We start from the raw sequence: 19,012 nt of genomic DNA on the forward strand, positions 1-19,012 counted from the left end.
GGAACATTGTGAACTCCAAGAATTCGCCCTGGCATGACGCTAGCCAGCCAATTGCCACCCGTGTCGAGGCCTTGATGGCCGAGATGACAATCGAAGAAAAGGTTTCCCAGCTCGGTTCATTCTGGATTCGCCCGGCGGAGCGCAATAGCAATGGCGAGGGCAATGTGGCCCCCATGGAGAACACCTTCTCCAAGGACCACGCCAGTTTCGACGCCGAAATCGTTGATGGCTTGGGGCAGATCACCCGCGCCTTCGGTTCTGCACCGCTGGAACCGTCCGAGGGCAGAGCCCGGCTGGCTGAGCTGCAGCGCAAGGTCATGGCGGCCAACCGCTTTGGCATTCCTGCGCTGGCACATGAAGAATGCCTGACCGGATTCACCACCTTGGGCGCCACCTGCTACCCCGCCTCGATCGCGTGGGGCGCCAGTTGGGATCCCCAGCTGGTCGGCGAGATGGCTTCGCTCATTGGCGCGGATATGAAGAAGACCGGTGTGCATCTGGGGCTGTCCCCGGTGCTCGATGTGGTGCGCGATTACCGCTGGGGTCGAGTGGAAGAAACACTGGGCGAAGATCCCCACCTGGTCTCGGAGCTGGCCACCGCCTATGTGCGCGGCATCCAGGGCTCCGGGGTCCATGCCACCTTGAAGCACTTCGCCGGTTATTCCGCTTCCCGCGCCGGACGCAACCATGCCCCGGTCACCATTGGGCACCGTGAATTCGAGGATGTCATCCTTCCTCCCTTCGAGCGTGCGGTGCGCGAAGCCGGCGTGAAATCGGTGATGAACTCCTACTCCGACATCGATGGCGAGACCCCCGCGGCCAGCCGCCGGTTGCTTACCGAGGTGCTGCGCGAACGCTGGGGCTTTACCGGTACCGTGGTCTCGGACTATTGGGCCATCAGCTTCCTGGAAACCATGCACCGCATTGCCAAGGACCAGGATGAAGCCGGCATCATTTCGCTGGCCGCCGGCATGGACGTTGAACTGCCAGAAACCAATGCCTTCCGCAACCTGGCCCAGGCCGTATCCGACGGCCGGCTCAACGCAGAAGTACTGGACACCGCGGTACGCCGCGTGCTGGTGCAAAAAGCCGAGCTCGGGTTGCTGGACGCGGACTGGTCGCCGGAAGCGGACTGGGACGGCGAGCAGGTGGACTTCGACTCGGCCACCAACCGCGCCCACGCGCGCAAGATGGCCGAGGAATCCATCATCCTGCTCAAGAACAACGGAATACTGCCGCTTGGCGCGCAAGCTGTTCCCGCGTCCATCGCCGTGGTGGGCCCTTCAGCCTCCCAGCCGCGAGCCCATCTGGGATGCTATTCCTTCACCAACCACGTGCTTTCGCGCTTCTTCGGCGAGGATGCCCATGGCATCGAACTGCCTTCAATTCTTGATTCGCTGCGCGCAGCTCCGTCACTGGCCGGAACTGACGTCAGCTACGAGCGCGGGGTCGACTTCACCGATCCGGATGGCAGCGGCATCGCGGCTGCGGTGGCCGCGGCCCGCAATGCCGAGGTGGCCATCGTGACCGTTGGAGATCTCGCGGGCCTCTTTGGACGTGGCACCTCCGGAGAAGGGTGCGATGTGGTGGATCTTTCGCTACCGGGCCGCCAGGCTGACCTGGTCGAAGCCGTCCTGGCTACCGGCACGCCAACCATTTTGGTGCTGGTGACCGGACGCCCGTATTCCCTCGGCCCCTTCGCCCAGCGGACTGCCGGAATCGTGCAGGCATTCATGCCCGGAGAGGAGGGCGGACCGGCTCTCGCCTCGGTACTGACCGGAGGCATCAACCCTTCGGGCAAGCTGCCGGTTCAAATCCCCGACCATATCGGCGGACAGCCCGGCACCTACCTCCAACCCCCACTGGGCTGGTACTCCGATGGAGTCTCCAACCTTGATCCGCGGCCGCTGTATCCCTTCGGATACGGGCTGTCCTACACCGGATTCGAGCTGCGCGACCTGCAGATTTCGGATTCGGAAATCGCTGCTGACGGTGTCGTGGACATCTCGGCGACGCTCACCAACACCGGTGATCGTTCGGGAGCAGAGGTCATCCAGCTCTACCTGCGAGATGAGGTCGCCTCGGTCGTCCGGCCCCGTCGCTGGCTGGCCGGCTTCGCGAAGGTGGCGCTGGAGGCAGGCGAGTCCAAGCGCGTGAGCTTCTCGGTGCACGCGGATCGCACCTCATTTACCGGGCTGAAAAACCAGCGCATCGTGGAGCCTGGCAGCTTTGCCGTCCAGGTGGGCAATAGCAGCGAGGATTTGCCGTTGACCGGTTCCTTCACGATCACCGGCGAGGTGCGCGAAGTCCTGGAGGGACGAGTCATGGATACGCCGGTACAGGTGCGCGCTGTGGCTTCAAGCCGGTTGCAGGAAGCGGCACCAAGCGGAGCCTAGATCCGCCGGCGAATAGCTAGTCGCTGCTGTCTTCCACCGCTCGCCGCCCGACGCCTTCGAGATGCTTTTCCATGGCTGCTCGGGCGGCTTGCGGATCCCCGGCCTGGAAGGCCTGGAGGATTTTGGTGTGCTCGGAGATGGCGCAGTCGGCGTCCGTGACGCCGCGTCCGGCGAAGAGCCGGAAGCGCTGCACCTGTCCGCCCAGGGCTTGGAAGGCCGTGAGTAAAAAGGGGTTTCCGGTAAATTCTGCGATGAGCCGGTGAAAGTCCTCATCGGCTTTCCAGTAGTCCCGGAATTCGCTGTAGGACCCGCCGGTCGGCGCGGTTCGCAGCCGATCGATGGTGTCGGCGAGCTGCTCCACCATTTCCCCGTCGGCCCGGGCGCAGGCCAATTCCGCATTCTCAGCTTCGATGAGTTTTCGAACGGCTACCAGTTGGCCATGTTCCTCTGCCGTCATCAATGGGGCCACCCGATACCCCTTGAGGGCCGCGCGGCGCACCATTCCGGTGTGTTCCAACCGCGCCAAGGCTTCTCTCACCGGTGTTGGAGAGACGCCTAGATCACGGGCAATTCCGTCAATACTCAACGCAGCATCAGCCTCAAACCGCCCATCGATCAGGGCGGCGAGGAGCTCCTCATACACACGATCAGCCAGGACCTGGCGTGAGGGCAGCGAGGTTTGGGAAAAGACGGAAGCCATCAAACCATCATATATTCGTCGGCGCTCATTGGGTCTACCTTCCAGCTCGAACTATTGACACGAATCACACTTTCATAGATCCTATAGGATATTGGATTCAAATATTGGAGGCAGAATGAACTACACCGCAGCCGACTGGCCGATCACCGCAGCCCTGTTGCAGTTCCCGCACGAACTGCGTTCCGGAGGCACCGTCCAAGACGCCGATGCCTCGGTGTGGCTCGACGTTTTCACCGAAGTACGCGAAGCCGGCTTCACCAACGTCGACCTCTTCGATGGCTGGGTCCGCCCCGGAGACCTGAGCACCCAGCGCCTGGACGAGCTCAAGGCCACCGCACAGGCGGCCGGCGTCGGCGCACCAGCCATTTCGGCCATCCGCCGCAGCGTCATCGATGCGCAAAACTGGGAAGATAATCTGGCCTACAGCCACCGCACCCTGGAAGCCGCCGCCCAGTTGGGTTGCGAGGTCGTTTCCTTCGGATTGCACCAGGCCCTGACCCCGGCACAGCGCGAGCAACTGTGGTTCTGGACCGTTGAGGGCCATCAGGATCCGGTCGGTGACCGCGAAACCTGGGATAAAGCGGTAACGCGAATCCGCGAACTGGGCACCCACGCCGCCGAACTCGGCCTGCTGCTCTCCCTGGAAATGTACGAGGACACCTACATCGGCACCGGCGACTCGGCCGTGCGATTGCTGCAGGACATCGACCTGCACAACGTCGGACTGAACCCGGACCTGGGCAATCTGGTTCGGGTGCACCGCCCCATTGAGGACATCCACGAGCTCATCGCCAAGACCATGCCCTTCGCCAACTATTGGCATGTGAAGAACTACCTGCGCGATGAGAATGTGGCCCGCGGGCAGTTCTCAGCCATGCCGGCCCCGCTGGAAACCGGCGTGATCAGCTACCGCGAGGCCTTCAAGGTAGCCCTCGAACACGGTTTCCAGGGCATCATCTGCACCGAGCACTACGGCGGAGACGGGCTGAGCGTCAGCGCAACCAACCAGCGCTACCTGCGCGAGCACATCCTGCCAAAAACCACCGACTACCAACTCGGTACCCCCTTGGTAGCCCAGGGGCGGCAGCAGCTCCAGGCCTCCTAACCCGTTTCCCAACAAGCACAAGCAGGTTCCAGAAGACATGACAAAAATCTTTGACGATCCCACCGGATTCGCTGATGCAGCCATCGACGGATTGGTCGCGGCCCACCGTAACCGCCTGGAACGGGTGGACGGCGGCGTGGTGCGCGCCAGCCAAATGCAGCAGAACCAGGTCGCCGTGGTCATCGGCGGCGGTTCTGGGCACTATCCTGCCTTCGCCGGGTTGGTCGGCCCCGGTCTGGCCGCCGGCTCCGCCTGCGGCAACCTCTTCGCTTCGCCTTCCGCCGGACAGATTTACCGGGTAGCCAAGGCAGCCTCCACCGGAGGCGGGGTGCTGCTCAGCTACGGCAACTACGCCGGAGACGTACTGCACTTCGGCCAGGCCGCTGAACGGCTAGTCGCCGACGGAATCGAAACACGCACCGTGGTGGTCACCGACGATATTGCCAGCGCCCCTCCGGAACGCAAGCATGAACGCCGCGGAATCGCCGGAGACCTCACCGTCTTCAAGATCGCCGGAGCCGCCTCGGAAGAAGGCGCGGACCTCGAAGAAACAGTACGCCTAGCCGAGAAAGCCAACGAACGGACCCGCAGCCTGGGCGTGGCCTTTGATGGCTGCACCCTGCCCGGCGCCGGAGCCCCGCTATTCCACGTCCCGGCACAGGGCATGTCCCTGGGGCTGGGCATCCACGGTGAGCCAGGCATCTCCGAACACAAGTTGCCGACCTCGTCCGAGCTAGCCGAACTGTTGGTCTCCCGCCTGCTTGCGGACCGTCCAGCCGAGGCAGGAATCCGGGTAGTACCTATTGTCAACGGCCTGGGCACGGTCAAATACGAGGAACTCTTTGTGCTCTACGCACACGTAGAGCGGCTGCTCATCGCCGAGGGCCTGCAGGTCGTTGAGCCAGAATGCGGTGAATTGGTCACCAGCCTGGACATGTCCGGCGCCTCGCTGACCCTGTTCTGGGTAGATGAGGAACTCGAAAGGCTCTGGAGCGCCCCGGCAGATACACCGGCGTTCCGGCGCGGCAACGTCACTGCCGCCGCTCGACGCACCTTCGCTGTGGCAGACGCTCGCGAACGCACCCACGAGGTAGCCACCGCGGCTTCGGCACACCTGGGCCAGCAAGCCGCCGGCCTGCTCGAAATTACCCGTGGCATCATCGTGCGACATGAAGCGGAACTGGGAGATCTCGATGCCATCGCCGGGGATGGGGACCACGGGATCGGCATGCGCCGCGGCATCGAAGCGGCGGTCGGGGCCGCCACGGCCGTCGCTGGAACACGCAGCGTGCGCGATGTCCTGGCTTCCGCCGGTGAGGCATGGAGCGAGAAGGCCGGAGGAACCTCCGGCGCCCTGTGGGGCGCGGGAATCACCGCTATCGGTCAGTCGCTGGGCAATCGCGAGCAGTACAGCCATGCAGACCTGGCCCAAGCAGTCGAGGCCTTTAGCGATGCGGTAATCACCTTGGGCAAAACCGATTTGGGCGACAAGACCATGGTTGATGCCCTGCACCCCTACACGGAATCCATCAGGGAAGGCATCAGAGCTGCCCTGCCCCTCGGGCTGGTCTTGGAACGCAGTGCAAGCACAGCCAAGGCAGCGGCTCTGGCAACCGCGAATCTGCGTCCCAAGAAGGGCCGCGCCCGTCCATTGTCGGAGAAGTCGCTTGGCCATCAGGACCCTGGTGCGTATTCCTTCGCACTGATCGTTGCCGGTCTCTCCGCGCAGCATGCCAACAGCACCCTGGCCTAGCCCAACCGAGCACAGCAGAAAAGGACAACATGGAAAAGAAACTGAAGATCATCATCGGCAACGACGAAGCCGGAGTGGACTACAAGGTAGCGCTCAAGGCCTTCTTGGAAGCGGATGCCCGCGTGGATTCCGTAGTGGATGCCGGGGTGGGATCCAATGACTCAACGGCATACCCGCATGTTGCGGTCGCAGCTGCCAGGCGGGTGGCTGCTGGCGAAGCGGACCGCGCACTGCTGATCTGCGGCACCGGATTGGGCGTGGCCATCGCTGCCAACAAGGTTCCCGGCATCCGTGCCGTTACGGCGCATGACTCCTATTCCGTAGAACGATCGGTGCTCAGCAATAATGCACAAGTGCTGGCCTTCGGGCAACGGGTCATCGGTTTGGAACTGGCCAAGAAGTTGGCCTCCGAATGGCTCGGCTACCAGTTCGATGCTTCCAGTGGCTCAGCGGCCAAGGTCGATGCCATCTGCTCCTACGAGCCCGAAACCAACTAGACCCACCACTGGGTCAGCGAATCTCCTTCTACGAAAGACACATCATGGACATCAAAGTAGCAATTATCGGTTCGGGTTACATGGGCGGCGGCATTGGCCAGGTACTGGCCTTGGCCGGTGCACGCGTAGCCTTGGCCGACACCTCGGCAGAAGTCGCGCAGAAGAATCTGGAACGCCTGCTAGCCGAATCAGTTGATTTCGAATCCCGCGGCCTGTTCCCAGCAGGTGCCACCGAGATCCTGAAGCAGAACCTTTCTGCCGCGGCATCATTGGAAGAAGCTGTCGCTGGTGCCGATTTCGTTGAAGAAGCCGTCCCCGAAGTTCTGGAAATCAAGCACGAGACCCTGCGCCGGATCAGCGCCGCTGCATCCGCAACCGCCGTGATCGGTTCAAACACCTCGACCATCTCGATTGGCGACATGGCGACCGCCGTGACCAATCCGGAGCGCTTCCTGGGCGTGCACTTCTCCAATCCTTCACCGTTCATCCCGGGTGTCGAGATCATCCCCCATGAGGGCACTTCCCAGGCAACTATCGACGCGGCCGTCGGGTACGTCGAAGCCACTGGCAAGGAGACTGCCGTAGTCAAGGACGTCACCGGTTTCGTCCTGAACCGCCTGCAGTACGCGCTCTTCCACGAGGCCACCCAGCTGGTGGAGGACGGCGTTGCCTCGGCCGAGGCCATCGACACGCTGGTGCGCACCACCTTCGGATTCCGCTTGCCGTTCTTCGGTCCCTTCGCGATTGCCGACATGGCAGGCCTGGACGTATACAACTTCTGCTACACCTCCCTGCAGACCGACTTCCCTGAACGCTTCGCCACCCCGGGGATCCTCACCGAGAAGATTGAGGCAGGCAAGCTGGGCACCAAGTCCGGCGGGGGCTTCCTAGATGTGCCTGCGGACCAGCTGCCGGAGCTGATCGCCTACCGCAACGAGGCCTACGTCAAGATGGGCCAGCTGCTCAAGGAACTCGGCCCGGCACCCTTGGCGACGCAGAACGCCCAGTAGCGATCCATGTCCACGATCATTCGCCCCGAATCCCAATACATTGGTGTCAGCACAAAAATGTATCTGGGCTACGCTCAGTCCCTGGCCTGGCTCGAAGGGATGCGCGAGCAACTGCTCGTGCACGATGCGCCAGGGACAGTGAAGTCGGAAGTCATTGCCTTTGTTGCGCCATCCTTCCCGGTGCTCGAATCCGCGGCGCGAATACTGCGCGGCACCGGCTGCCAGTTGGCCGCACAGAACTGCGCGGCCACCGAGGGAGCCGTGACCGGCGAGGTCAGTGCCGGGATGCTGGCAGAACTCGGGGTGCAGATCGTGGAGCTGGGGCATGCAGAACGGCGTGCCGATTTCGGCGAAGACGACCGCGTGGTGGCAGCGAAGGTACGCGCTGCCGCCGCCTCCGGCCTGCGCCCCCTGCTGTGCATCGGAGAGCTCGAACACGGCGATGCCCCCAGCGCAGCACGCCAATGCCTGCAGCAGATCGCCGCGGCGCTGGGCAGCAGGACCACAGAAGTGATCGATCCGTCCTCGGTGCTCTTCGCCTATGAACCGGTCTGGGCGATTGGCGCCGCCCAGCCGGCGTCCGCCGAACACATCAATGCGGTATTGCGGATTATCCGCAAGGAACTGACCCGCAGCGAAAAACCCGTGGCACTGATTTACGGTGGCAGCGCAGGCCCCGGCCTGCTCCCCCGCCTTCCCGAGGCCGATGGCCTCTTCTTGGGCCGGTTCGCCCATGACCCAGCCAACTTCGGCGCCGTGCTCGATGAAGCGCGCGCCCGCCAAATTCATCTGGAGACCTCATGATTCAACTGTCCTTCCTCAGGGTGGCCGCAGCTACTCCACCCGAGGCGACGCTGCCAATTCCCGTCCTGCTGCTGATCGCGGTGCTGGCCATAGCCTTGCTGCTGTTCCTGATCATGAAAGTTCGCATGCATGCGTTCTTCTCATTGATTATCGTCAGCTTGCTGACAGCGGTAGCTGCCGGTGTGGATGCACAGGATCTGCTGGAGACCATCGTCGGACCCTTCGGCAAGACATTGGGCAATGTGGCCATGCTGGTTGGCTTCGGTGCGGTTCTCGGTCGAATAATCGAAACTTCCGGCGGCGCGCAGGTGATCTCAGAGAAGCTGATCGGGCTGTTCGGCGAGAAACGTGCACCACTGGCCTTGTCCGTGGCATCGTTGCTCTTCGGCTTCCCAATTTTCCTGGATGCCGGCTTCATTGTCATGCTGCCTATCATCTACACCGTGGCCCGCCGGGTCGGCGGCGGCCTGCTTCGCTACGCGCTGCCTTCCGCAGGCGCCTTCCTGGTCATGCACGCGCTGGTGCCACCGCACCCGGGTCCCGTTGCTGCCGCGGGAATCGTCGGCGCCGACGTCGGGTTGGTGCTCATGGTTGGACTCCTGGTCGGAATACCGACCTGGTATGTTGCCGGATACCGGCTCTCGTTGGTGCTCGCGGCTCGCACCCAAATGATTTCCGTCCCTGAATTGCTCGGCAAGCCAAAAGAAGACCAGAAGAACCCTCCAAGCTTTGCAGTAGTGCTCGGCTTGCTGCTCCTGCCGCTGGTATTGATTTTCATGAATACCGGGATTAAGACCCTGCAAGCGACCGGTGCTGTCTCGGAAGATGCATTGTGGGCCCAGATTCTCGTTTTCGTCGGCAATACGCCCATCGCCTTGTTGATCTCCACCTTGTCGGCAATGTACCTGCTGGTCATTCGGGGACATGAGGGTCCACTCGGAGGAGCGTTGGAGAAAGTTGTCGACGACGCGTTGGCTCCAGTGTGCTCGATTATTCTGATTACCGGCGCTGGCGGCATCTTCGGCGGAGTCCTCACCGCCACGGGTATCGGCGGGGCCATGGCCACCAGCCTGCAAGCGGTCGGCATGCCGCTGATCCTCGCGGGCTTCCTGATTGCAGTGATCATGCGCGTCGCCCAGGGCTCTGCCACCGTCGCCGGCACCACTGCCGCCGGGCTCATGGCTCCTGCCGTTGCCGCTTCCGGGGATCAGTCCCCGCTGGCACTGGCCTGCATTGTCGTTGCCATCGTCGCAGGCGCAATCACGCTTTCGCACGTCAACGACTCGGGGTTCTGGTTGGTGAGCCGCTTCCTTGGCATCTCCACGAAGACCGCCCTGTCGACGTGGACCGTCATCGCCACCGCAGTCGGCGTCATGAGTTTCGCGCTGTGCTGGTTGCTCTACGCACTGGTTGCCTGACTAGGCAGCGCAACGGCTATCGCCGCAATGACGGAACGAAAATGGGCGAGCTCCCCAACGAACTATTCAGTTCGCTGGGGAGCTCGCCCAATCATGGTGCTAGTTGCCGAACGCCGGCGGAGCGATCTCATCGTGCTTGGTCTTCTCGCTGTCCTTCTGCTTCTCGGAAGGAACCGTCAGGATGATCGCGGCGATGGCGATGACCACCATCAGCACATTGAACAGCAAGCCGACCGCGCCGCCGAAGCGCAGCGCCACATTGTCCTGCCGCCCGATGAACAATCCCCAGGACTGGATGGTTGCCGGATCCATGTGTTGGCCGGCCACGTACAGCGCTGCGGAAATTGCCACGCCGATGGCATTGCCCAGCGAAGAGGCCATCTTGTAGATGCCCGAGGCGGCGCCCACCTGGTTGTCCGGCACATTGGACAGCGCCGCGTCGGTGGACGGGGTGGCGTAGAAGCCCAGGCCGATGCCGAACAGCGTGAAGCCGATGACCGAAAGCACGATGTATTGGTCGATGTACACGAAGGTCATCGAGCACAGCAAGATGCCGATGCCGGTGATCATCGATCCCCAGAGCATCGGCTTCTTCGGCCCGAAGCGCTGCAGCAGCTTCTCGCCCACGCGGATGGTGGCCAGGATGGCAATCAGGTAGCCCAGGGTCAGCAGGCCGGATTGCAGCGAGGACATGCCCGCGGCGATCTGCACCAGCCCCAGGGAGACGATCAAGGTGCCTGCCGCGCCATTGAGCAGGAAGTTGGAGAGCGTGGCACCGGTGAAGGTGCCGTTGGAAAACAGCTTCAGGTTCACGAACGGGTTGCGGTTGCGCACCTCGATCTGCAAGAACACCAGCCCGGCCACCACGAAGATGGCCACCAGGGCGATCCCGGCCATCGAGAGCCAGCCGATATTCGGCCCCTGGGAGATGTACACGTTGATCGAAACCAGCATGATGATGAAGAAGACGAGCCCGGACCAGTCGAAGCGGTGCGAGGCGTTCGGATCCTGCTCGGCCTTGGACTCCGGGGTGCCCTTGAGCAGGAACAGCGCGAGCACCGAGAGCACAATGGAGATCCAGAAAATCGAGCGCCAGCCCAGGAAGCTGGTGGCCATCAGCCCGCCGAACAGCGAGCAGAACCCCGAACCGCCCCAGGAGCCGATGGACCAGTAGGACAGCGCCCGTTGGCGGTCCTTGCCCTCGTAGTAGGTTTTCACCAGGGCCATGGATGCCGGCATGATGCAGGCCGCGGACAATCCCTGGATCACCCGGCCGCCCAGCAGCATCGCGCTGGTCACTCCGCCCAGGTTCTCGGGGGTCAACGCAATCAGCAGCGAGCCGGCAATCGACAGCCAAATGCCGATATACAGGATCTTGGCCCGGCCCACCGGTCGGCCAGCCCGCCAGCGACAACGATGAAGATTCCGGAGAACAGGGATGTGATGGACACCGCCAAGTTGGCCAGGGTTTCCTCCACGCCCAGCTGGCCGCGGATTCCCGGAATGACGTTCAACAGCGTCTGGGCGAAAAGCCAGAAGTTGATGACCGCCAGGACGATGCCCAGCAGCCATTTATCCGTGGGCTGCCAGGTGCTGGCACCGCGGCCCGTCGAGGTTGGCATCATCCGTTCCTCCTAGTCCTGTGCCCCGCGGCCCAGGTAGGCCAAGGCGGCCACAACCTGGGTGCGGGTTCCGGTTTCCAGGGTCGGGTGGATCACCGGGGCGAAGAATGGCGAATGGTTCGCCGGGATATCGGCGGAGACGGTGCCCTTGGCCACCGCATCCTGGTACTTCTGCTTCTCCACGCAGCCCACCGTCCAATAGGCGTACGGAATGCCGAAGGCATCCGGGATGGTGCTGAAGTCTTCCGAGGCGGTGGCCGGGTCCGCCTGGTAGACCTGCCCATCGGCGAAGTGCGCCTCGAATGCCTCGGTGATCCGCGCGTTGGCCGCCTCGTCGTTGCTGGTCAGCGGGAACTGGTCGTAGAACTCGAATTCGGGTTCCTTGGGCGAGCCGGCAGCCTGGCATTCGCCGCGCACGATCCGCTGGATGGAGTCGATGACGTGCTGGCGGATGGCCGGCTCGTAGGTGCGGATATTCAGCAGCAGTTGGGCGCGGTCCGGGATGATGTTCGCGGTGGCGCCGGCATTCAGCGCGCCCACGGTGAGCACCGCGAAACGCCCGGGCTGGGTTTCGCGGGAGACGATGGTCTGCAGCTTGAGCACAATCGAGGAAGCCAGCACCACCGGGTCCACCGAATTATGCGGCATCGAGCCATGGGCTCCGCGGCCATGCACGGTGATCCGCAGGCAGTCCCCTGCAGAGAGGATCGGCCCGGCGGTGGTCCCGATCATCCCGGCTTCCGCCGGCATCACGTGCTGGGCCAGGGCAACTGCTGGTTTCGGCAGCCGGTCCACCAGCCCGTCGTCCACCATCGCCTTGGCGCCTGCCGCGGTTTCCTCGGCTGGCTGGAACAACGCCAGATAGGTGCCGGACCAGGATTCCTGGTTCTCGGCCAGGAACTTGGCGGCGCCGAGCAGGGTGGCCATATGCATGTCGTGGCCGCAGGCGTGCATGACGCCCGGGACCGTGGAAGAATACTCCAGCCCGGTGTCCTCGGTGACCGGCAACGCATCCATGTCGGCGCGGGCCAGTACCACCGGCCCTTCGCCATTGCGCAGGACCCCGACGATTCCGGTGCCGCCGATCAAGTGGGCTTCATAGCCCAGATCTTCGAGTTCCTCGCAGATCCGCGCGGAGGTTTCGTGTTCCTTCAGCCCCAGCTCCGGATGCCGGTGGAAATGCTTGTAGAGCTCCTCCTGCCAGGGCAGCTGCTCCAAGATCGAGGCGGTGATTTCCTGCGCAGTGCCCATTGGCGTTCCTCTCTTCGCACCCAACAGCGCTTAGCCCAAAGGGCCCTGCTGGCTTATTCGCTTTCAATCTAGCCTTTGGCCAGCAGGCCAGTCCAGCAACCGGCGGATTGCGACGGGCGGCAGATCCGGCGAGCGCCGGGGCCGCTAGCGGTCCTGCTCGGTGCAGATGCAGAACCTGTTGCCCTGCCGGTCGGTGGCCACGGTGAAGCTCGGCGCGTATTGGCCATCAAGGTCAGTGCTTTCGCTGCCCAGAGCTTCGAGGACCGGCTTGCTTTCCGAGAACGGGACCCAGACATCCAGGTGCAGGCGGTTGGGGTTGGGGGTCGCAGTTTCCTGGAACCAGATGGCCGGCAACCGGTGGTTCGGGTCGATGAGGCTGCCGTCTTCCTGCTTCTGGTATCCCAGCCCGGCGGCCCACTGCGCCGCGATCTGCTGCGGGTCATCGGAATCGATGCCGATTTCCACCGCGCGGATCAATTCCGGGTGCGAGCTGGCGCCGAGGGCCTGGGCGTGCTCGGAGATCTTGCTCGCCAAGGCGATGTCTCGGGTGGTCACCCTCCCTCCGGCGTCATGGGAGGTGGTGGTGACGAAGACGCGGTTGTAGCGCCAGTCCACGTCGGGGTGGTGGTTATCCATCTCGGCTGCCCCGGCGATATCGCTGAAGAGCTCGATGGCTGCCGCCGCGGTCTTGGTTTGGAAAGCGGCGGCAATACCGCCCGGGACTTCCCGCCAATGGGGCAGGTCCTTCAAGTAGTCGCTGATCTGCTGGTCACTGAGAATGTCGTTGCCGGTCATGGTATTCCCCTTTCGCCAGCAACCATTCCACCGGCCCATGGCCTTTTCAAGGCCCCGCCCCCAATTTGCAGGAGAACCCGGGATGAACAGCGGCATTCTTCCGGGAACCTGTGAACTTGTGCGCCGGTGATGCATCCGCACCCGGCGGTCGATAATCTCTGAGCGAATGGACCGGGGAGGGTGGATGCTTAATATCTTCCAGGCCAAGGTCAATGACTCGACCTTGGACGACATCATTTCAGAGCGCGTCAACACGTGGCGCAGAACGCTCAGCTTGCTGACCTTGGCGCTGGTTGCCGCGGTCGTGATTTCCGCGTGCATGGGGCTTTTCGACCAGCAGCGCACCACCAGCGCGGTGAAGGGGCCAGCGCAGGTGGATATCGAGTACCCATCCGTGGTGCGCGCGGGGCATGAAATGGATCTGTCCGTCTCGGTGCGGTCGGCTACGGCACTGCCCGAAACTGTGGCGGTCTCCGTTTCGGGGGAATACCTGGACTTTTTCGAGGACTTCGCGCCGCTTCCCGAAGCGCAATCGCAAAAAAGCGGACCCGACGGGGAAATCATCTTCGCGCTGTCCGGGGAACCCGGCGCCCATCACGCGGTGTTCCATTTCAAGGGGCGCGCCTCCGATGAGTGGTCCCCGAATACCTCCGGGAAGGTGGAAGTGGATCTTGCCGGAACCAAGCTGTCGTCCCGCATCGAAACTTGGAGGATTCCCTGATGGATATTGTCATCCGCGCGGCTATCGCGTTCATCGTCCTGTGGCTGGTTACCCGCGCGGCGGGACGGTCGACCCTCGGGGAGCTCTCCTCCTTCGAACTGGTGCTCTTCGTGGTGCTCGGCGACCTGGTGCAGCAGGGCATCACCATGGAGGACCGCTCCTTGGTGGGCAGTTTGCTGGCGGTCTTCACCATGCTCCTGATGGCAGTAGTCCTGGCCTACGCCAATATGCGCTGGCCCCGGATGGGCAAGCTGACCCAAGGCCGGCCCATCGTGCTGGTGCGCGACGGGAGCATCGACCGCAAGGCGCTGCACCACGAGCGCATCGGGCTGGATGAATTGAGCATGCTGGCCCGCTTGGCCGGCATCGAGGACTACAGCAGCATCCGGCTGGCGATCCTGGAAGCCAACGGCAAGGTGTCCTTCTTCACCCATGAGGCGAGCTCACAGCAGTGAGCACCGCATCCTGTGTTTGCGCTACTTTGCCTTCCGTGCCGGGCTAGCGCTCCTGGTCATCCTGGCTGTACTGGTCATCCGTTGATCCGTTCAAATCCGGGTCGACACCCTGCTCCGCATCGATTCCCTGCTCCGCGTCGAGCTCAGAGGCATCCTCGGTGTCCGAGGGCAGATGCTCGTCATCGGGCTGGCCCAGCGGCCAGGTCTTCTCCACCAGATTCTGGTCCGGGTCCCTCAGCTTGTCCACTGCGTTGGCAATGGCGTCCTTGGCCTTGTCGATGAATCCCATGATTCTTCTCCTTCCGAGTTGCGCTGTTCCTGCCCTCTACCGAATACCAGTTCTGGACCTGCGCGGCACAGTCTTAATCGGTTGTTGTCAGGTTCGCCCCGGGCGGGCCCGCACGGAAGCTGGCACCGTCTGCCCAGCGCGTGGCAATATTGCGCGCCTGCAGGTTTAAATGAGTGAGCTTCCGGGGAAGCATGATGCTTTCCCGGAAGCTCCTGTGCTCCGCTTGGAGCCATCGGGCGCCAACGGCGTCACCGTCCATTGGCGTCGGTGCCGGCACGCGGATCATCCAGGGGGCTCGGACCCCGGATGACGCGGTACACCCCGTAGCCGAAGACCATTGCGCCCCAGCCGACAACGATCCACAGTGGTCCCGCGGTGCCCTCGGGTTCTGCGATCAGCGCATAGATAGCGAACCCAATGGCGAAGAGCCCGCCGACAATCACCAGCCATATTCCCGGCCGGTAGCTGCGTGTCTTGCGAACTGGGTTTTCCGTCATGGCATGTCCTTTCCGGGCTGATCATGCTCAACCCGCGTCGAAGCGTTCCTCGTCCTGGTCGGATGAGTCGCTGGTCTCCTCGTTGATCTGGCCCCGGCGCGCCACGCGTTCCTCGCCTGGTTCCGCTTCTCCATCTGGCTGCGTGGTGCGTGCCGGGTTGTCCGGTTGTTCGCGTTCACTCATGGTTTCCTCCTGCCCTAGCCGCTTGCTATGAGTTGCGCAGGGCATCGATCAGCTCTGCCTTGCGCATCTTCGAGCGTCCCTCGATCCCGATGTCCTTGGCCCGGTTCTGCAGTTCCGGCACCGTCCAGTCCTCGTAGTCCCCGGCCTTGCCACCGCGCTTTCCCACGGCGGAACGGCCGTCGCGGGCGGCGGCGTTGGCGATCCGGGCCGATTTCTGCTTCGAGTTGCCCTCTTCGCGCAGTTCCTCGTAGAGTTCCTCGTCCTTGATCCGGCGGTTGTCCTTGCCTGCCATTGCTTTCCTCCCTCATGCGCTTCGCCCGCTGGCTGGGCCGTTGGATTGCTGCTGTGGTGATTCCACGCTAGCTACTTGCCGGCGCCGGCAACAGGGGTGCGGCCGGACTTTGCGCTGGATCCCAGACTCCGGCGCTAGCACATTTCCAGGCACTTGACGCGAAGCTGGCATCTGGCCGAAAGCTCTCTGGCCGTTGCCGCCAAGTGGGCGGCCCGCTATTCACTGCCGGTGCGCCGCGCAGAACACTGGGAGGTGCCCCTGACGCCGTTGACGGCCTCGCGCCGGCGTCTTCCAGCAACTGCAGGAGGTAGCACCATGCCCGAGATGAACAGTGCGCACCACGCCGAACCGGACGGCAGCGCAAGCCATGAGCCTTCGAGCCAATCCGAAATGCGCCAGCAGCAGCGCGCCGGCAAGGAGAAGATCAGCCCGCCGCAACAGCGCCAACCCGAGCCGGGGCTGGACCAGCAGCTGCAGCCGCGGGCGGATCACGGCGAGCGCAGCTACAAGGGCCGCGACCGGCTGGCCGGCAAGCGGGCCCTGATCACGGGCGGCGACTCGGGCATTGGCGCGGCCGTGGCCATTGCCTTTGCCCGCGAGGGCGCCAAGGTCGCCTTGGCCTACCTGCCCTCCGAGCAGCCCGATGCCGACGTGATTGCCGGGGTCCTGGAAGATGCCGGCGTCCAAGCGCAGCTGCTGCCCGGGGACCTGCGCGACCGCGGCTACCGCGATTCGCTCATCGACGAGGCGGTCGACGCCCTGGGCGGCCTGGACATCCTGGTGAACAATGCCGGCAAGCAGATCAGCGTCCAGTCCCTCCAGGAGCTGGGCGACGAGCAGATCGAGGCGACCTTCGATGTGAATATCTTCGCGATGTTCGCCTTGAGCCGGGCGGCGCTGAAGGTGATCCCGGTCGGCGGATCCATCATCAACACCACCTCCATCCAGGCCTTCGATCCCTCGGATCACCTGATGGACTATGCGGCGACCAAGGCCGCCATCAGCAACTTCACCAAGTCGCTGGCATCCCAGGCGGCCAAGCGGGGGATCCGGGTCAACGCCGTGGCTCCCGGACCGATCTGGACGCCGCTGCAGCCTTCGGATGGCCAGCCGATCGAGGCGCTGCCCGAGTTCGGGCACGATACCTGGCTGGGCCGGGCCGGGCAGCCGGTGGAATTGGCTCCGGCCTATGTGTTCCTGGCCAGCGATGAGGCATCGTATGTTGTCGGTTCCACGGTGCACGTGAACGGCGGAAAGAACCAGCCCTAGGCAGCCGAAAGGGACGTGCCTGGCCATGCCGCCCGCTGCAGGCGAATGGCCAGGCCCATTTGTTCCGTGGTTCCGTGGATCATTCGCTTTCAGGCTTGCTGATGGTGAACACCATATTGCGCCGCTCGTATTCGCGCTGGCTGAAGGTGGCTCGCTGCACGCTGGCCACGTCATCGAAACTGGAGCCGATGGCACCTCCCATGGTGCCCAGGGAGGAGGCCAGCCACGCCAGATTCACGTACTCTGCCAGCGTCACCGAGTGGCGCAGCTGGTAGGCGAGGTACTCCTGGTCGATGACAATCAGCGATCCGGCCAGCAGGGCCAGGAACATCAGCACGTACATCGCCGTTGCGGCAAAGCCCACCGTCAGCACGGTAGCCGCGTTGTACACCACCAGCCGTTCGCGCCGGCGGCTCCCCTGGGGGCTTTCCCATAGCCGGTTGTGCAGCAGCAGCCAGAGCGTGAGGATCAGGATGCTGGACACCGTGATCAGCGCCAGCCGCTGGCTAGACAGGTAGTCGGCCATGGACCAGATGCTCGTGTAGAAGACGCCAAAGGCCCCGGTGGCCACGGCGCCGGCCATGGCGGAGGAGAGCTTGGGCACGAGCCGCCACGGACGGTTGCTGCGCACCATGCCGGCAATGAGCAGCAGCCGGCCGCGCAGGCCCTCGATGCTGGTGATCCGGTTGTGCTCGTTCTCGCCATCGGCCCGGCTGGCATGAACGCGCATGGCACGCTCCAGGGGCTTGGGTTCCTGGGACGGGCGTTCACCGGTGGACAGCTCCCTGACCAGCTGGGCCAGTTCCCTGGCCACTTTGCTCCTGCGGGCGAGTCCCAGGCTGGGCATGCTCAGTACCGCCGAGGACTCGCGGATGCTGATGACCGAGCGCACCGGGCGGCCCTGCACATAGTGCGGGACATCGGTGAGGTAGATGATGTAGTCCCAGCCGTACTTCTCGCGCAACCGCGGGACCTTGTCATTCAAGGCCACCCGTCCGGTCGCACCGGTGGGCAGGGTGAACGGGGCGACATCCACCTGCCAGTCGTATTCATGGTCATCAAGCCGGTTCAGCGCTCCCGCCAAGCGGTGCGAGACGCGGTTGGCCAGCACCTGCGCAATACCGGGGTCGGCTATTAGCCCCACCGTGCGCGTGCTGCTGCCTTCATCTGCCATGGGCACCTCATCGCTGATCGGGTCCAGGAGTGGCCTGCTTCGGACCCACTCTAGGGATGCCGCGATAGGCTCGCAGTGGATTCCAGCAAGTTGGCAGTCGGCGCCCTGAGCGCGCACAAGTCTGCCCGGTTGCGTTCACGCAGTGCTCTCGGGTCTGCGCATTGTCTGCGCGGAGCTCTGGAAAACCGGAGGCTCAACCCATAGAATGAAAATAAATTACCACGATATGAAAGTTGGAAAGATGTCCGAGCATTCCACTGCCCTGCAGGCCGGCCAGCAGGCCCCTGCCTTCTCGCTGCGCAACGGCGAAGGCCAGACCGTGTCCCTTTCGGACTACGCAGGCCAGAACGTCATCGTGTACTTCTACCCCAAGGCGGCCACCCCGGGCTGCACCACCGAGGCCTGCGATTTCCGCGACAACCTCAACTCGCTGCGCAGCGCCGGCTACGCGGTACTGGGCATCTCCCCGGATGAGCCGGAAGAAATTGCCAAGTTCGCCAGCGACGAGTCGCTGAACTTCCCGCTGCTCTCGGATCCGGGCAGCGAGGTGGCCAAGGCCTACGGCTCCTACGGCGAGAAGAGCTTCGGGGAAAAGACCTTCGTGGGCACCCTGCGCTCCACCGCAGTCATCGGCAAGGACGGCACCATCAACCAGATCGAGTACGGCGTCGATGCCAAGGGCCACGTCAGCCGCCTGCGCGAAGCACTGGGAGTCTAGGCCCCAGGGCATTAAGCTGCAACGGTCCTGCCTCCCGAATCAGTTCGGGAGCCAGGACCGTTC

At 63.5% G+C, this 19,012-nt stretch carries 21 protein-coding genes; 11 read left to right on the forward strand and 10 right to left on the reverse strand.

Features of this window, described 5'->3' with window-relative positions; genetic code table 11:
• Positions 1-8 precede the first annotated feature (8 nt).
• Positions 9-2,396: a glycoside hydrolase family 3 N-terminal domain-containing protein gene (locus ACRDT3_RS04100; RefSeq protein ID WP_431491759.1), complete on the forward strand. Its 2,388-nt coding sequence runs from the start codon at positions 9-11 to the stop codon at positions 2,394-2,396.
• A 16-nt stretch (positions 2,397-2,412) separates the two neighbouring features.
• Here ACRDT3_RS04100 and ACRDT3_RS04105 read toward each other — a convergent pair whose 3' ends face one another.
• Positions 2,413-3,096, reverse strand: coding sequence for a GntR family transcriptional regulator (locus ACRDT3_RS04105; protein WP_431491760.1), 684 nt, complete (start codon positions 3,094-3,096; stop codon positions 2,413-2,415).
• 115 nt (positions 3,097-3,211) lie between these two features.
• On the opposite strand from ACRDT3_RS04105, the gene ACRDT3_RS04110 reads away from it, so the two are divergent.
• Genes ACRDT3_RS04110 through ACRDT3_RS04135 form a run of 6 tightly spaced genes read left to right on the forward strand, consistent with a single transcriptional unit; the run spans position 3,212 to position 9,683 of the window.
• Complete coding sequence (locus ACRDT3_RS04110; RefSeq protein ID WP_431491761.1) at positions 3,212-4,201, forward strand: sugar phosphate isomerase/epimerase family protein; 990 nt, start codon at positions 3,212-3,214, stop codon at positions 4,199-4,201.
• 37 nt (positions 4,202-4,238) lie between these two features.
• The gene (locus ACRDT3_RS04115) at positions 4,239-5,954 is read left to right on the forward strand and encodes a dihydroxyacetone kinase family protein (protein ID WP_431491762.1); all 1,716 of its coding nucleotides are present in this window, start codon (positions 4,239-4,241) and stop codon (positions 5,952-5,954) included.
• Between the two features lie 29 nt (positions 5,955-5,983).
• Entirely contained in the window at positions 5,984-6,451 is a 468-nt protein-coding gene (locus tag ACRDT3_RS04120) for a ribose-5-phosphate isomerase (RefSeq protein ID WP_431491763.1), read from the forward strand.
• A gap of 44 nt (positions 6,452-6,495) precedes the next feature.
• On the forward strand, positions 6,496-7,461 hold the full coding sequence (locus ACRDT3_RS04125; protein ID WP_431491764.1) for a 3-hydroxyacyl-CoA dehydrogenase family protein: 966 nt from the start codon (positions 6,496-6,498) through the stop codon (positions 7,459-7,461).
• Between the two features lie 6 nt (positions 7,462-7,467).
• Entirely contained in the window at positions 7,468-8,265 is a 798-nt protein-coding gene (locus tag ACRDT3_RS04130; RefSeq protein ID WP_431491765.1) for a triose-phosphate isomerase family protein, read from the forward strand.
• On the forward strand, positions 8,262-9,683 hold the full coding sequence (locus tag ACRDT3_RS04135) for a GntP family permease (protein ID WP_431491766.1): 1,422 nt from the start codon (positions 8,262-8,264) through the stop codon (positions 9,681-9,683). Before ACRDT3_RS04130 ends, ACRDT3_RS04135 begins: the two co-directional genes overlap by 4 nt.
• A gap of 99 nt (positions 9,684-9,782) precedes the next feature.
• On the opposite strand, the gene ACRDT3_RS04140 is transcribed toward ACRDT3_RS04135, so the two are convergent.
• From ACRDT3_RS04140 to ACRDT3_RS04155, 4 genes are all read right to left on the reverse strand, one after another.
• Positions 9,783-11,072 (reverse strand): MFS transporter, encoded by a 1,290-nt coding sequence (locus ACRDT3_RS04140; protein WP_431491767.1) that lies wholly within the window; start codon positions 11,070-11,072, stop codon positions 9,783-9,785.
• Positions 11,012-11,308: a hypothetical protein gene (locus tag ACRDT3_RS04145; RefSeq protein ID WP_431491768.1), complete on the reverse strand. Its 297-nt coding sequence runs from the start codon at positions 11,306-11,308 to the stop codon at positions 11,012-11,014. The genes ACRDT3_RS04140 and ACRDT3_RS04145 overlap by 61 nt, the downstream gene beginning before the upstream one ends.
• A 9-nt stretch (positions 11,309-11,317) precedes the next feature.
• Positions 11,318-12,556: a M20 family metallopeptidase gene (locus tag ACRDT3_RS04150; protein ID WP_431491769.1), complete on the reverse strand. Its 1,239-nt coding sequence runs from the start codon at positions 12,554-12,556 to the stop codon at positions 11,318-11,320.
• A gap of 144 nt (positions 12,557-12,700) precedes the next feature.
• Positions 12,701-13,351, reverse strand: a complete 651-nt coding sequence (locus ACRDT3_RS04155) for a 4a-hydroxytetrahydrobiopterin dehydratase (RefSeq protein ID WP_431491770.1) — start codon at positions 13,349-13,351, stop codon at positions 12,701-12,703.
• A 184-nt stretch (positions 13,352-13,535) separates the two neighbouring features.
• Between ACRDT3_RS04155 and ACRDT3_RS04160 the strand changes: the two genes are divergently transcribed.
• Entirely contained in the window at positions 13,536-14,072 is a 537-nt protein-coding gene (locus tag ACRDT3_RS04160) for a hypothetical protein (protein WP_431491771.1), read from the forward strand.
• On the forward strand, positions 14,072-14,527 hold the full coding sequence (locus ACRDT3_RS04165) for a DUF421 domain-containing protein (RefSeq protein WP_431491772.1): 456 nt from the start codon (positions 14,072-14,074) through the stop codon (positions 14,525-14,527). The genes ACRDT3_RS04160 and ACRDT3_RS04165 overlap by 1 nt, the downstream gene beginning before the upstream one ends.
• 43 nt (positions 14,528-14,570) lie before the next feature.
• Here ACRDT3_RS04165 and ACRDT3_RS04170 read toward each other — a convergent pair whose 3' ends face one another.
• The 4 genes from ACRDT3_RS04170 to ACRDT3_RS04185 all read right to left on the reverse strand — a co-directional run bounded on the left by ACRDT3_RS04170 (position 14,571) and on the right by ACRDT3_RS04185 (position 15,788).
• Positions 14,571-14,816 (reverse strand): hypothetical protein, encoded by a 246-nt coding sequence (locus ACRDT3_RS04170; protein WP_431491773.1) that lies wholly within the window; start codon positions 14,814-14,816, stop codon positions 14,571-14,573.
• A 248-nt stretch (positions 14,817-15,064) separates the two neighbouring features.
• Positions 15,065-15,313, reverse strand: coding sequence for a hypothetical protein (locus ACRDT3_RS04175; RefSeq protein WP_431491774.1), 249 nt, complete (start codon positions 15,311-15,313; stop codon positions 15,065-15,067).
• Positions 15,314-15,340: 27 nt separating this feature from the next.
• On the reverse strand, positions 15,341-15,496 hold the full coding sequence (locus tag ACRDT3_RS04180) for a hypothetical protein (protein WP_431491775.1): 156 nt from the start codon (positions 15,494-15,496) through the stop codon (positions 15,341-15,343).
• A 25-nt stretch (positions 15,497-15,521) separates the two neighbouring features.
• Entirely contained in the window at positions 15,522-15,788 is a 267-nt protein-coding gene (locus tag ACRDT3_RS04185) for a Rho termination factor N-terminal domain-containing protein (RefSeq protein ID WP_431491776.1), read from the reverse strand.
• A gap of 315 nt (positions 15,789-16,103) precedes the next feature.
• Between ACRDT3_RS04185 and ACRDT3_RS04190 the strand changes: the two genes are divergently transcribed.
• Complete coding sequence (locus ACRDT3_RS04190; RefSeq protein ID WP_431491777.1) at positions 16,104-17,057, forward strand: SDR family oxidoreductase; 954 nt, start codon at positions 16,104-16,106, stop codon at positions 17,055-17,057.
• 79 nt (positions 17,058-17,136) lie between these two features.
• Here ACRDT3_RS04190 and ACRDT3_RS04195 read toward each other — a convergent pair whose 3' ends face one another.
• A complete protein-coding gene (locus tag ACRDT3_RS04195; protein ID WP_431491778.1) occupies positions 17,137-18,231 on the reverse strand; it encodes a hypothetical protein in 1,095 nt (364 codons plus the stop codon).
• A gap of 241 nt (positions 18,232-18,472) precedes the next feature.
• Between ACRDT3_RS04195 and bcp the strand changes: the two genes are divergently transcribed.
• Entirely contained in the window at positions 18,473-18,949 is a 477-nt protein-coding gene (gene bcp, locus ACRDT3_RS04200) for a thioredoxin-dependent thiol peroxidase (protein ID WP_431491779.1), read from the forward strand.
• The last annotated feature ends 63 nt before the right edge of the window (positions 18,950-19,012 follow it).

Origin of the sequence: Glutamicibacter sp. (genome assembly GCF_050701915.1) — a bacterium.
Taxonomy (GTDB): Bacteria; Actinomycetota; Actinomycetes; order Actinomycetales; family Micrococcaceae; genus Glutamicibacter.

Bases quoted from the DNA above. Each gene is read 5' to 3' on its own strand.
- ACRDT3_RS04190 (WP_431491777.1), top strand. From the start codon at position 16,104: ATGCCCGAGATGAACAGTGCGCACCACGCCGAACCGGACGGCAGCGCA.
- ACRDT3_RS04135 (WP_431491766.1), top strand. From the start codon at position 8,262: ATGATTCAACTGTCCTTCCTCAGGGTGGCCGCAGCTACTCCACCCGAG.
- ACRDT3_RS04175 (WP_431491774.1), bottom strand. From the start codon at position 15,313: ATGACGGAAAACCCAGTTCGCAAGACACGCAGCTACCGGCCGGGAATA.
- ACRDT3_RS04185 (WP_431491776.1), bottom strand. From the start codon at position 15,788: ATGGCAGGCAAGGACAACCGCCGGATCAAGGACGAGGAACTCTACGAG.
- ACRDT3_RS04155 (WP_431491770.1), bottom strand. From the start codon at position 13,351: ATGACCGGCAACGACATTCTCAGTGACCAGCAGATCAGCGACTACTTG.
- bcp (WP_431491779.1), top strand. From the start codon at position 18,473: ATGTCCGAGCATTCCACTGCCCTGCAGGCCGGCCAGCAGGCCCCTGCC.
- ACRDT3_RS04120 (WP_431491763.1), top strand. From the start codon at position 5,984: ATGGAAAAGAAACTGAAGATCATCATCGGCAACGACGAAGCCGGAGTG.
- ACRDT3_RS04145 (WP_431491768.1), bottom strand. From the start codon at position 11,308: ATGATGCCAACCTCGACGGGCCGCGGTGCCAGCACCTGGCAGCCCACG.
- ACRDT3_RS04165 (WP_431491772.1), top strand. From the start codon at position 14,072: ATGGATATTGTCATCCGCGCGGCTATCGCGTTCATCGTCCTGTGGCTG.
- ACRDT3_RS04180 (WP_431491775.1), bottom strand. From the start codon at position 15,496: ATGAGTGAACGCGAACAACCGGACAACCCGGCACGCACCACGCAGCCA.
- ACRDT3_RS04195 (WP_431491778.1), bottom strand. From the start codon at position 18,231: ATGGCAGATGAAGGCAGCAGCACGCGCACGGTGGGGCTAATAGCCGAC.
- ACRDT3_RS04170 (WP_431491773.1), bottom strand. From the start codon at position 14,816: ATGGGATTCATCGACAAGGCCAAGGACGCCATTGCCAACGCAGTGGAC.
- ACRDT3_RS04160 (WP_431491771.1), top strand. From the start codon at position 13,536: ATGCTTAATATCTTCCAGGCCAAGGTCAATGACTCGACCTTGGACGAC.
- ACRDT3_RS04130 (WP_431491765.1), top strand. From the start codon at position 7,468: ATGTCCACGATCATTCGCCCCGAATCCCAATACATTGGTGTCAGCACA.
- ACRDT3_RS04115 (WP_431491762.1), top strand. From the start codon at position 4,239: ATGACAAAAATCTTTGACGATCCCACCGGATTCGCTGATGCAGCCATC.
- ACRDT3_RS04150 (WP_431491769.1), bottom strand. From the start codon at position 12,556: ATGGGCACTGCGCAGGAAATCACCGCCTCGATCTTGGAGCAGCTGCCC.
- ACRDT3_RS04110 (WP_431491761.1), top strand. From the start codon at position 3,212: ATGAACTACACCGCAGCCGACTGGCCGATCACCGCAGCCCTGTTGCAG.
- ACRDT3_RS04125 (WP_431491764.1), top strand. From the start codon at position 6,496: ATGGACATCAAAGTAGCAATTATCGGTTCGGGTTACATGGGCGGCGGC.
- ACRDT3_RS04105 (WP_431491760.1), bottom strand. From the start codon at position 3,096: ATGGCTTCCGTCTTTTCCCAAACCTCGCTGCCCTCACGCCAGGTCCTG.